12 protein-coding genes are annotated in these 10,982 nt (G+C 69.9%); 8 read left to right on the top strand and 4 right to left on the bottom strand.

Annotation, left to right across the window (positions count from 1 at the left end; all coding sequences use genetic code 11):
* Nucleotides 1-377: hypothetical protein (locus DI526_RS08255; RefSeq protein ID WP_304276416.1), on the top strand; the 377-nt coding region annotated here is incomplete at its 5' end.
* Between the two features lie 58 nt (nt 378-435).
* Here the strand turns inward: DI526_RS08255 and DI526_RS08250 are convergent.
* Both DI526_RS08250 and mutY read right to left on the bottom strand, forming a co-directional pair.
* Nucleotides 436-1,311 (bottom strand): 2-dehydropantoate 2-reductase, encoded by an 876-nt coding sequence (locus tag DI526_RS08250; protein ID WP_304276414.1) that lies wholly within the window; start codon nt 1,309-1,311, stop codon nt 436-438.
* A 90-nt stretch (nt 1,312-1,401) separates the two neighbouring features.
* A complete protein-coding gene (gene mutY, locus DI526_RS08245) occupies nt 1,402-2,478 on the bottom strand; it encodes an A/G-specific adenine glycosylase (protein ID WP_304276413.1) in 1,077 nt (358 codons plus the stop codon).
* A 48-nt stretch (nt 2,479-2,526) separates the two neighbouring features.
* Here mutY and DI526_RS08240 point away from each other — a divergent pair, with 48 nt between their 5' ends.
* From DI526_RS08240 to smc, 4 genes are all read left to right on the top strand, one after another.
* The gene (locus DI526_RS08240) at nt 2,527-3,069 is read left to right on the top strand and encodes a DUF721 domain-containing protein (RefSeq protein ID WP_304276411.1); all 543 of its coding nucleotides are present in this window, start codon (nt 2,527-2,529) and stop codon (nt 3,067-3,069) included.
* A gap of 114 nt (nt 3,070-3,183) precedes the next feature.
* Nucleotides 3,184-3,801 (top strand): DsbA family protein, encoded by a 618-nt coding sequence (locus DI526_RS08235; protein WP_304276409.1) that lies wholly within the window; start codon nt 3,184-3,186, stop codon nt 3,799-3,801.
* Complete coding sequence (locus tag DI526_RS08230; protein WP_304276407.1) at nt 3,801-4,418, top strand: thioredoxin domain-containing protein; 618 nt, start codon at nt 3,801-3,803, stop codon at nt 4,416-4,418. The genes DI526_RS08235 and DI526_RS08230 overlap by 1 nt, the downstream gene beginning before the upstream one ends.
* Nucleotides 4,419-4,438: 20 nt before the next feature.
* Nucleotides 4,439-7,882, top strand: a complete 3,444-nt coding sequence (smc, locus tag DI526_RS08225) for a chromosome segregation protein SMC (protein ID WP_304276405.1) — start codon at nt 4,439-4,441, stop codon at nt 7,880-7,882.
* Here smc and DI526_RS08220 read toward each other — a convergent pair.
* On the bottom strand, nt 7,879-8,658 hold the full coding sequence (locus tag DI526_RS08220; protein ID WP_304276403.1) for a TSUP family transporter: 780 nt from the start codon (nt 8,656-8,658) through the stop codon (nt 7,879-7,881). The two genes, smc and DI526_RS08220, sit on opposite strands and share 4 nt — an antisense overlap.
* 66 nt (nt 8,659-8,724) lie before the next feature.
* On the bottom strand, nt 8,725-9,114 hold the full coding sequence (locus tag DI526_RS08215; protein WP_304276401.1) for a DUF6481 family protein: 390 nt from the start codon (nt 9,112-9,114) through the stop codon (nt 8,725-8,727).
* 360 nt (nt 9,115-9,474) lie between these two features.
* Between DI526_RS08215 and DI526_RS08210 the strand changes: the two genes are divergently transcribed.
* Genes DI526_RS08210 through DI526_RS08200 form a run of 3 tightly spaced genes read left to right on the top strand, consistent with a single transcriptional unit; the run spans nt 9,475 to nt 10,894 of the window.
* Nucleotides 9,475-9,855 (top strand): AtpZ/AtpI family protein, encoded by a 381-nt coding sequence (locus tag DI526_RS08210; RefSeq protein WP_304276400.1) that lies wholly within the window; start codon nt 9,475-9,477, stop codon nt 9,853-9,855.
* 5 nt (nt 9,856-9,860) lie between these two features.
* The gene (locus DI526_RS08205; RefSeq protein ID WP_304276398.1) at nt 9,861-10,622 is read left to right on the top strand and encodes a F0F1 ATP synthase subunit A; all 762 of its coding nucleotides are present in this window, start codon (nt 9,861-9,863) and stop codon (nt 10,620-10,622) included.
* A gap of 47 nt (nt 10,623-10,669) precedes the next feature.
* The gene (locus tag DI526_RS08200) at nt 10,670-10,894 is read left to right on the top strand and encodes a F0F1 ATP synthase subunit C (RefSeq protein WP_004615714.1); all 225 of its coding nucleotides are present in this window, start codon (nt 10,670-10,672) and stop codon (nt 10,892-10,894) included.
* The last annotated feature ends 88 nt before the right edge of the window (nt 10,895-10,982 follow it).

Here is a 10,982-nt window from a genome sequence, read left to right as displayed (position 1 = left end):
TGAGCGGCCCGGCGGCCGCCCAGGACGCCGCGGTCGCGCCGCCCACCGCCGCCGCCAAGCCGGCCAAGCCGGCGCGGCAATGCTTCTACCTGTCCGACTGGCGCGGCTGGACCGCGCCGAACAAGGACACCCTGTACATGAAGGTCCGGGGCATGGACGTCTACAAGGTCGACCTGGCCTATGGCACCAACCAGCTGACCTGGCCGGGCGTCCATCTGGTCTCGGTGGTCTGGGGCGTCGACAGCGTCTGCGGTCCGCTGGACCTGGACCTGCGGGTGTCGGACGGCTTCGGCATGCCCATCCCGATCCGGGCCAAGACGATCACCAAGCTGACCCCGGACCAGATCGCGGCCCTGCCGAAGAAGGATCGCCCGTAAAGCGCTCCTGGTCCGGCGACGCCGCGCAAGGGCTTGCCAGACGGGCGGCGATCGCGCTCTAGGGTCGCGTCGCCGCCTGCAGAAGCGCCACGATCATGGCGTTGACCGGCGTCGGAATACCGTGAGCCGCGCCCCTGCGAACGATGACGCCGTTGCGGGCGTCCAGCTCCAGGGAACGGCCGGCCGCGCGGTCGGCGTGCAGCGAGTTGACCGAGCCCGGGTCGGCGGCGCGGTAGCCGGCGATCACCTGGTCGGCCAGGTCGTCGGGCAGGCTCGCCCCCTCCGCGCGCGCCACCGCCATGCACTCGGCCACCAGGCTTCGCATAACCTGCGCCACGCCCTCGTCCTGGGCCACGCCGGCCGGCTTCAGGATCAGGGCGTTGACCGCCCCGGCGCAGTTGAGGGCCAGCTTCTTCCAAGCCTCCGTCTTGAAGTCGTCCACGGCTTCAACCGCGATCGGCGTGTGGGCGAACAGGGCTGCGAAGACCTCCCCGGCCGGGCTCGCCGGAACCTTGATCCAGCCATTGCGCCGTTGAAGCACCCGCCCCGGGGCCGAGCGCTCGGCGGGGATATCGACCACGGCCGGGACCAGGCGGTCGGCCGCGATCCGTCCGGCGAATGGCTCCAGGTGCTCGACCCCGTTGCGCAGGATCGCCACCCGCGTCTCCGGGCCGACCAAGGCGTCGAGCCAGGCCAGCGTCCCATCGGTGTCATAGGTCTTGGTCGCCACCAGCACCCAGTCGACGGGCGGCAACCCCTCCGCGGCGGTGGCCACGCGGGGGTGCGCGCTAATGGCGCCGTCCGGCGTCTGGACGGTCAGGCTTTCGAATGGCGTGCGAGCGCAAACGATGACGGCGTGAGCCGGCGCCTGGGCCAGCCAAGCGGCGAGGGTTCCACCGACGGCGCCGGGTCCGATTACGGCGATGCTGGTCATGGCGGGCGGCTCCGAATGTGAACTGGCCTCCGTCCTTAGGACGTCGGGGCGCCAGGGTCACGCGTCGCCGTTCGGGCGACCGCTTCGGCCTTAAAGCATCCGCTCGGCGGCGCGAGCGGCCTTCAGGAAGACGCTCGGCAGGGCGGAAAGGCCCAAGCGCGCCGTCCAGACGAACGCGGCAGGCGCCTCCGCGCCCTCGTCCAGGCTGGCGGCGAACACCCGCAGGGTCAGCGAAAAGTGGGTGAAGACATGCTCCACCGCGCCCCGATCACGCCAGTCCGCGGCGAAGGGGGCCGCTTCTCGCGCCTCAGCGTCGTCATAGGGCGTCGCCCGCCAATCCGAGGTTGGCAGGCCCAGCATCCCGCCCAGCAGACCCTTCGGCGGCCGGCGGACCAGGGCCACCGCATCGCCTCGCGTCAGGACATAGGCGACGCCGTGTCGACGCGGGCGGTCGGCCTTTCTGGCCTTGCGCGGGTAGGTCTCCGGCGCGCCGCCGCGGAAAGCCTCGCACCAGGTCGAGACGGGGCAAAGGTCGCACAGCGGCCCCTTGGGCTTGCAGACCGTGGCGCCCAGATCCATCAGCGCCTGCGCCCAGTCGCCGGCGCGCTCTTCGGTGACCAGCTCGCCCGCCAGCGCCTTCAGGTCGGGCTTGGCGTCGGGCAGCGGCGTCTCGACCGCGAACAGTCGCGACATCACTCGCTCGACATTGCCGTCGACCACATTGGCTGGCCGGTCGAAGGCGATCGCCGCCACGGCCGCCGCGGTGTAGGCCCCAACGCCCGGCAGGTTGCGCAAGCCCTCCTCGGTGTCCGGAAAGACGCCGCCGTGCTGGCCCGCCACCGCCCGGGCGCAGGCCAGCAGGTTGCGGGCCCGGGCGTAGTAGCCAAGGCCCGCCCAGGCCGCCATCAGGTCGCCGTCCTCGACCGCCGCCAGGTCCGACACCGTCGGCCACCGCTGGGTGAAGCTCAGGAAGTAGGGCGTGGCGTGCGGTACGGTGGTCTGTTGGAGCATCACCTCCGACAGCCACACGCGGTAGGGATCGGGGCGCACGCCCTCGCGGCGGTCGGCGGGCGAGACGCGCCAGGCCAGCGACCGCGCCTGACGGTCATACCAGGCCAGCAGGCTCGAGCGGAGGGCGGCGCGATCAACAGAGACGCTGGCTTTCATCACCCCTCGCCTACCGCGAAGACCGGCCTCCATGCTAGTCTTCGGATCATGGCCCGCCGCCCCTTGCCCACCCCGGAAGAAGCGATCGCGATCCTGCGCGCCAAGCGGACCAGGCCGCAGCGCCGTCCGCCCCCGCCCGCCGGCAAGAATCTGGCGCCGCTGCTGAAGGAGCTGGAAACCCGTTTCGGCCAGGGCCCGGCCGCGCTGCAGGCGCGCTGGCGCGAGATCGTCGGGGACACGCTGGCGCGGCGCACCGAGCCTGTCCGCATCATCAAGGGACGCAACGGAGAAGGCGGCGCGCTGGAGTTGCGAGTCGACGGCCCCGTGGCGTCGCTGATCCAGCACCAGGCGCCGCAGATCACCGCCCGGCTGGACATGCTGCTGGGCAAGGGCGTGGTCACGCGCCTGCGGATCGTCCAGGGCCCCATCAAGGCGGCGGTCGCGCCTGTCGCCCAGCGCCCGCGCCGCAAGCCGCCGCTGGACGCGGCCTTGGAGAAGGAACTCGCCGACAGCCTGGCCGAACAGCCCGACGGCGGCCTCAAGCAGGCCTTGCTGAAGCTGGGACGTGGGGTCCTCTCCTCAGGCCGCTGAGACCATTGACAACGGCCGCCCGGTCGCGCTCTTCCGCTAGCCAGCATCAGGCCCTTTTCGCGTCGGAGCGAGAATCGGGCTTAAGTTTTCAATCGACCTTCAAAGGGCCATTCGATGCGTTCGTTGATCAGCCGAGTCACCGTTGTCGCCGCGCTCGCCGCTGGCCTCGCCAGCTGCAGCCCGAAGAGCGAGGCCGTCACCGCCGACGACATGACCCAGGGCAATCCGAACGCCAAGGTCGTGGTGGTCGAATACGCCTCGGCCTCGTGCGCCCACTGCGCCCGCTGGAACGCCGAGGTCTATCCGGCCTTCAAGGCCAAATACATCGACACCGGCAAGGTGAACTACGTCTATCGCGAGATCATCACCCCGCCGAACGAGGTCGCGGCGGCCGCCTTCCTGATGGCCCGCTGCGCCGGCAAGGACAAATACTTCCAGGTCATCGACTCGGTCTATCGCGCCCAGGAGCAGATGTTCCAGACCGGTCAGTTCCGCGAGGGCCTGCTGAACGTCGCCCAGTCGGCCGGCATGACCGAGGACCAGTTCAACGCCTGCGTCACCGACGAGAAGGCGCTCAAGGCCCTCAACGACCGCGTCGAGAAGTACAGCAAGGAAGCCAAGATCCAGGGCACGCCGACCTTCGTCGTCAACGGCAAGAAGGTGGGCGACGAGGGCGGCGGCGAGCGCACCCTGGCCCAACTGGACGAAGCCATCGCCGCGGCGGCGAAGTAATGACCCTGGACCGGCGCGCCCTGATCGTCTCCGGCCTCGCGCTCCCCGGCCTCGCGCTGGGGGCGACGCCCGCGCGGGCGGCGCCCTTGCCGCCGGTCCCTGGCGAGATGACGCTGGGCTCGCCCAAGGCCCCGGTCCAGTTCGTGGTCTACGCCTCGGCCAGTTGCCCCCATTGCGCCCACTGGTGGACCGAGGAGCTGCCGCAGGTCCGCAAGGCTTTCATCGACACTGGCAAGGTCCGTCTGGTCTTCCGGGAGTTCCTGACGCCGCCGACCGAGTTCGCCGCCGCCGGCTTCATCTTGGCGCGCCGGATTCCTGGCAAGTATTTCGACGTCCTGGCGACCATCTTCCAGCGCCAGGAGGAGATCTATCGCAGCGAGAAGCTGTGGGAGGGACTCGAGGCGATCGGCAAGCAATACGGCCTGACGCCGGCGCAGTTCTCGGCCGCCCTGAAGGACCCGGCCGCGCTGAAGGCGGTCAATGACCGGTTCTTCCGGGCGATCAATCAGGACAATATCGAGGTCACGCCAACCTTCTTCGTCAACGGCTCGCCGATCGAGGGCGACATCGGCTTCGACGCCCTGTCGCGCGCGTTCGGCGTGGCGGCGAAGGGCTGACGGGTCAGGGGGACCGCCTCGTGCAGTTCCAGCGCCTTCGCCTTTCGGGCTTCAAGTCCTTCGTCGAACCGACCGAGTTTCGGATCGAGCCGGGCCTCACCGGCATCGTCGGGCCGAACGGCTGCGGCAAGTCGAACCTCCTGGAAGCCCTGCGCTGGGTGATGGGCGCCAACTCCGCCAAGGCCATGCGGGCCGGCGGCATGGACGACGTGATCTTCGCCGGCAGCGGCGCGCGCCCGCCGCGCAACCACGCCGACGTCGCCCTGACCATCGACAACGCCGACCGCACCGCGCCGGCCCAGTTCAACGACGACCCGGTGCTGGAGGTCGTTCGCCGCATCGATCGCGGCTCGGGCTCGACCTACAGGATCAACGGCCGCGAGGTGCGGGCCCGCGACGTCCAGCTGTTGTTCGCCGACGCCTCGACCGGCGCCAACTCGCCGGCCCTGGTCCGCCAGGGCCAGATCAGCGAGCTGATCGGCGCCAAGCCGCAGAACCGCCGCCGCATCCTGGAAGAGGCGGCTGGCGTCTCGGGCCTGCACACCCGTCGGCACGAGGCCGAGCTGCGCCTGCGCGCCGCCGAGGCCAATCTCGCCCGCCTGGACGACGTGGCCCGCGAGCTGGAGACGGCGCTGAACCGCCTCAAGCGCGAGGCGCGCCAGGCCGAGAAGTACAAGCGCCTGTCGGCCGAGATCCGTGCGGTGCAGGGGGCGGTGCTCTACGCCCGCTGGACCGAGGCTCGCGACACGCTGGAGCGCACCCAGCGCGAGGCGACCGAGGCCGCGCGGCTTGTCGAGGAAACCGCCCGCGCCAGCGCCGCCGCCCAGGTGGCGATCACCGAGGCCGAAGCCTCTATGCCGCCGCTGCGGGAAGAGGCGACGATCGCCCAGGCGATCCTCGGTCAGCTGGCCATCCAGAAGGACCGCGCCGAGCGCGAGGCGGAGGCGGCCTCCGCCGAGTTCGAGCGGCTGAAGAGCGATCTGGCCCGCATCGACGCCGATCGGACGCGCGAACAGCAGGCCAAGGAAGACGCCGCCGCCGCCCTCGCCCGCATCGACGCCGAGCTCGCCGAGGTTCGCGCCCTGGTCGCCGCAGCCCCCGAGCGGGGTCCCGAACTGGAGGCCGCCGCCAAGGCCGCCGAAGCCGCCCGCGCCGCCGCCGAGACCCGGGTCGAGCAGCTGGCCGCGCGAGTCGCCGCCGAGGAGGCGCAGTTCCGCGCCGCGACCACACGCCTGTCCGAAGCCGACGCGCGCGCCAGCCGCACCAACCGCGCGCTCGACCAGGCCAAGGCCGAGCGCGCGGCGATCGGTCCCGAGGTCGATCCGGCCGCCGCCGAGGCCCGCCAGCGCTTCACCAACGCCGAGGCCGCCCTGGCCGCCGCCCGCGCGGCGCTCGAGGAAGCCGAGGCCGAGCGCGTCAAGGCCGCCGAGCAGGAGGCCCAGGCCCGCCAACTCGCGCGCGGTGTCGAGGACCAGCTTGGGCGCCTGCGCACCGAAGCGCGGGGTCTCGCCCAACTGACTGCCCCCCGCGCCAAGAGCGGCCATGCGCCGGCGCTGGACAGCGTGTCCCCCGACAAGGGCTATGGCGCGGCCCTGGCCGCCGCGCTCGGCGACGATCTCGACGCCGCCCTCGATTCCAAGGCCCCGTCCTACTGGGGCGGGGCGCAGGTTTCGTCCCCGCTCTGGCCTGAGGGCGCCCAACCACTCGTCCCGCTAGTCAAGGCGCCGCCCGAGCTGATCGCTCGTCTCTCACACGTGGCCGTGGTCGCTCGCGCCGACGGGGACCGGCTGCAGAAGGCGCTCAAGCCCGGCATGCGCCTGGTCTCGATCGAAGGCGACCTCTGGCGCTGGGACGGCTTCGTCGCCCGCGCCGACGCGCCAAAGCCCGCCGCTGTCCGACTTGAACAACGCACCCGCCTGGCCGAGGTCGAGGCCGAGATCGACGTCCTGGTCCCTCGGGCTGAGGCCACCGCGGCCGCCTTGAGAAGCGCCGCGGATCGCATGCGGGCGGTCGAGGATCTGTTGCGCGACAAGCGCCGCGGTCCGCCGGACGCCGAGCGCCTCCTGAACCAGGCCCGCGAGCAAGTGGCCAAGTTCGAGCGCGAGCAGACGATGAGGGCCGCGCGCGCCCAGTCCCTCGACGACACCATCGCCCGGTTCGAGACCGAAAAGGTCGAGGCCGACGCGGCGCTCGCCCAGGCGCGGGACGCTCACGCCGCCGCCCAGACCTCGGGCGACCTGCAACCTCAACTCGCCCAGGCGCGCCAGGACGCCGCCAAGGCGCGCGAAGCCGCCAGCGCGGCCCGCACGGCCCTCGACGTCGAGACCCGGGAACGCGCGGGCCGTCAGCGCCGGCTGGAGAACCTGGAGCGCGACCGTACCGACTGGGCCAAGCGCGCCGAGACCGCGGCCAGGCGCACGGAGTCGCTGGAAGGGGACCGCGCCAAGGCCGCCGCCGCCCTCGAGGCCGCGCGCGAGGCGCCAGCCGCCCTGCAAGAGAAGCTGGTCGCCCTGCTCGACGCGTTCGCCGCCGCCGAGGCCCGCCGCGCCAAGGCCAGCGACGCCCTGGAGACCGCCGAGACCAACCGCGTGAACGCCGATCGCGCCGCCCGCGCGACCGAGCAGGCGGCCGGCGAGGCGCGCGAGAAGCGCGCCGCCCTGGTCGCTCACCTGGACGGCGCCCGCCAGCGCTTCGCCGAGGTCGCCACGGCCATTCGTGAGCAGGCTCGCATGGAGCCCGAAGAACTCGGCCGTCACGTCGCCGGCGAGGCCGTGGCCGTGCCGAAGGACGCCGCCGGCGTGGAAGCTCACCTGTTCGCCCTGGAGCGCGAGCGCGACGCGATTGGTCCAGTGAACCTCCGCGCCGAGGAAGAGGCCCAGGAATACGCCGGCCGCCTGGAGATCATGCGGACAGAGCGCGCCGATCTGTCGGGCGCGGTGACAAAGCTTCGCGCCGGCATCGAGGAGCTGAACGCCGAGGGGCGGGAACGGCTCTTGGCCGCGTTCGACGTCATCAACGCCAACTTCCAGACTCTCTTTCAGGCGCTGTTCGGCGGCGGCCAGGCCGAGCTGAAGCTGATCGAGAGCGACGACCCCCTCGAAGCGGGCCTCGAGATCTACGCCTGCCCGCCCGGCAAGCGCCTGGCCAGCATGAGCCTGATGAGCGGCGGCGAGCAGGCCCTGACCGCCAGCGCCCTGATCTTCGGCGTGTTCCTGGCCAATCCGGCGCCGATCTGCGTGCTGGACGAAGTCGACGCGCCGCTCGACGACGCCAATGTCGACCGCTACTGCAACATGCTCGACGAGATGCGCCGCCGCACGCAGACGCGCTTCATCGCCATCACGCACAACCCCGTGACCATGAGCCGGATGGACCGCCTGTTCGGCGTCACCATGGCCGAACGCGGGGTCAGCCAGCTGGTCAGCGTGGATCTGAGCACGGCCGAGAAGCTGGTGGCGGCCTAGAACCCGATCGCCTGGCGGATGGGATTGGCCGGATCGGCCAGCAGCTTCACCGCCATGGCGCACGAGATCACGACCAGGAGAGGCCGGATCAGCTTCGGTCCAAAGCGCATGGCCAGCCTTGACCCGACCTGGGCCCCCAGGAATGCGCCGGCCGCCATGGCCAGGCCCACTGGCCAGACGACCGCGCCCTTCAGCGTGAACAGGGCCAGGCTGCCCAGGTTGCTGGCGGCGTTGGCCAGCTTGGTGTGGGCGGTGGCCTTCAGCGCCCCGTAGCCCAACAGGGTGACGATCGCGACCATGTAGAAGGCCCCCGCCCCGGGACCGAAGATCCCGTCGTAGAAGCCGACCAGCGGGGCCACGAAGCAGGCGAACGGGATCAGCGCCATGCGCGGCGACACGTCCTCGCGCTTCAGGGCGCGCGAGAAGCCGAAATAGAGCGCGATGGCGATCAGCAGCACCGGCACGATGGCGCGCAGGACCTGGGGTGACAGCAGACTGGCGCAGAGGGCGCCGCACAGGCCCGCGATCGCGGCGCCGAGAGCGACCGGCCAGGCGGTCTTCCAGTCGATCAGGCCGCGGCGGGCGAAGGCGCTGGTCGAGGAGATGGCGCTGACCGCGCCCTGCAGCTTGTTGGTGCCCAGGGCCTGGACCGGCGAGAGGCCGGCCAGCAGCAGGGCCGGCAGGGTCACGAGACCGCCGCCGCCGGCGATGGCGTCCAGGGCTCCGGCCAGGGCGGCGACCACGAACAGACTGGCGATGACGTCTAGCGAAACCATGAGCGGCTCATGGTCCCGTTCGACGCCTCAGGCAAAGAAAAAGGGGCCCGAAAGGCCCCTCGATCCTTAACCCAGCAGGTGAGCCCACTGGTGAGCGCGCGACTGCTTGCTGTTGGTCGGCTTGCCCAGGGCGCGCAGTTCGTCGCGCTCCTTGGCCTTTTCTTCCTTGCGGACGCGCATTTCGGCGGCTTCCAGGGCCTTGCGCTCCTTCCGCTCGGCGCGCTTGGCGGCCATCAGCTCTTCCTGGCGAGCCAGGGCTTCGAGACGGGCCTTTTCCTTGGCTTCGGCGCGGGCGGCGCGGACGGCTTCGAGTTCGGCGGCGCGAAGCTCTTCGCGCTTGTCGAAATCGGGGTCCTGGACGGTCGGCTTGGCCTTGAATTTAGCCAGCATCGCCTTCTTGGCTTCCTGCTGGGCGGAAATACGATCGGCGAATCCGGTGTTCTTCAGGTGCGACATGAATCTTCGTATTGTTTGGAGGCGGCGGCTCTAAAGCCTAAATCGACGGAAAAATCAATGCGTCATCGAGGCCCGACGCTCCTTGCCTAGGGGGAGCGGCGTCTTGGAGAGCGTTTCTCAGATAGGAAGCCTTTTACGTTCCGAAAGAGCGCCGCGCCCCCGCGCCGGGACAAGATTGGGGTCGGTTTTGCCCGCCTGACGGAGGGGAACGCAAAAACTTCAAATATTCCCGCGACTTGCTTCGTGTAGCGGTCACCTTGACGCACCGCAGCGAGGTCTATAGGTTCCGCGCCGATCAAGCCGGCCGGAAAAGCGCCTTGTTTTGGCGCGTCCTCGGCGCTTTCGGACCTGCCGCTTCCTATGCCCAAGGCCGACGAACCGAACGACAAGGCTCCGCAGAGCCTCGACGCTCGGCTCGCCGCATTTGAGGCGCGGAGGGCGGCGGAAAAGCCGGTGAAAGCCGCGTCCGAAAAGGCCCAGCAGGACGGTTACCGTCTGCTGGCGGACCTGATCGGGGGTGTTTTGGTGGGTCTCGGCTTCGGCTGGCTGCTCGACCACTACGTCCACACGAGCCCCTGGGGCATGGTCGGCGGTCTGCTGATCGGTCTGGGGCTCGCGATTTTCTCCATCGTCCGCAAGGCGATGAAACTGAGCGCGCAGGCGTCGGCGCCGTCCCCTCAAGGGAATGCCGGCGGAGACACGGGAGACGGGCCTACCGTCCCCAAGCAGAAGAGAGACTAGGGCCGATGGCCGATCCGATGCACCAGTTCCAGATCAAGAAGATCGTGGAACTGCCCACCGTGACCGTTCCCGGCCTGGGCGCTATCGACCTGTCGATCACGAACTCGGTGTTCGCGATGCTGCTGGCCGCGACCCTGATCATCGTCTTCTACAGCCTGGCCGCGCGCCGAGCCGTGGTGCCGGGCCGCCTGCAGGCGGTCGGCGAGATGCTGTACGGCCTGGTGGACGGGCTGGCGGAGTCGATCATCGGCCACGACGGCAAGAAGTTCCTGCCCTTCGTGTTCACGCTGTTCGCGTTCGTGCTGTTCATGAACATGCAGGGCATGTTCCTGGTCTTCACCTCGACCTCGCAGCTGGCCGTGACCCTGACGCTCGGCCTGATGGTCATCCTGACCGTGATCGGCGTCGGGTTCGCCAAGAACGGCCTGAAGTTCTTCAAGCTGTTCGCCCCGTCGGGCGTGCCGCCGGTGCTGTACATCCTGCTGGTGCCGATCGAGATCCTGTCGTTCCTGATCCGTCCGATCACCCTCGGCCTTCGTCTGTTCGGCAACATGCTGGGCGGTCACGTGGTGCTGAAGATCTTCGCCGGCTTCGTGATCGCCCTGGGCGGTCTCGGCGTGCTGGGCTGGGCCGGTGCGGCCCTGGCCCTGACCTCGGTCGTCGCCCTGACGGCCCTCGAGTTCATGGTGGCCTTCCTCCAGGCCTTCGTGTTCGCGGTGCTCACCTGCGTCTATCTCAACGACGTCGTGCACCTCGACAGCCACTGATCAACCTCTAGTCTTTCAACCAATACCCTTCTCAAGGAGTCTCAATCATGGACGCTGCTGCTGCTAAGTACATCGGCGCTGGTCTGGCCATGCTCGGCATGATCGGCGCGGGCGTGGGCCTGGGCGTGATGTTCGGCAACTACTTCCAAGGCGCCCTGCGCAACCCGACGGCCGCCGCTCAAGAGCGTCCGATGCTGTTCCTGGGCATGGCCCTGACGGAAGCCCTGGGCATCTTCGCCCTGGTTATCGCCTTCCTGATCCTGTTCTCGTAATCCGATCCCCGGGGCGCGGCGCTTCACCGGAAGCGACGCGCCCCGATTTCTGTTTTCTCGCGCTTCCTGGAGCGGGCCGGATCACGGT

Origin of the sequence: Caulobacter segnis (genome assembly GCF_003243465.1) — a bacterium.
Classification (GTDB): domain Bacteria; phylum Pseudomonadota; class Alphaproteobacteria; order Caulobacterales; family Caulobacteraceae; genus Caulobacter; species Caulobacter segnis_A.
This window is presented reverse-complemented; position numbering and strand designations above follow the sequence as displayed.

Coding starts and splice junctions, on each gene's coding strand:
- DI526_RS08215 (WP_304276401.1), bottom strand. CDS start 9,114: ATGTCGCACCTGAAGAACACCGGATTCGCCGATCGTATTTCCGCCCAG.
- DI526_RS08210 (WP_304276400.1), top strand. CDS start 9,475: ATGCCCAAGGCCGACGAACCGAACGACAAGGCTCCGCAGAGCCTCGAC.
- DI526_RS08200 (WP_004615714.1), top strand. CDS start 10,670: ATGGACGCTGCTGCTGCTAAGTACATCGGCGCTGGTCTGGCCATGCTC.
- DI526_RS08240 (WP_304276411.1), top strand. CDS start 2,527: ATGGCCCGCCGCCCCTTGCCCACCCCGGAAGAAGCGATCGCGATCCTG.
- mutY (WP_304276413.1), bottom strand. CDS start 2,478: ATGAAAGCCAGCGTCTCTGTTGATCGCGCCGCCCTCCGCTCGAGCCTG.
- DI526_RS08250 (WP_304276414.1), bottom strand. CDS start 1,311: ATGACCAGCATCGCCGTAATCGGACCCGGCGCCGTCGGTGGAACCCTC.
- DI526_RS08230 (WP_304276407.1), top strand. CDS start 3,801: ATGACCCTGGACCGGCGCGCCCTGATCGTCTCCGGCCTCGCGCTCCCC.
- DI526_RS08205 (WP_304276398.1), top strand. CDS start 9,861: ATGGCCGATCCGATGCACCAGTTCCAGATCAAGAAGATCGTGGAACTG.
- DI526_RS08220 (WP_304276403.1), bottom strand. CDS start 8,658: ATGGTTTCGCTAGACGTCATCGCCAGTCTGTTCGTGGTCGCCGCCCTG.
- DI526_RS08235 (WP_304276409.1), top strand. CDS start 3,184: ATGCGTTCGTTGATCAGCCGAGTCACCGTTGTCGCCGCGCTCGCCGCT.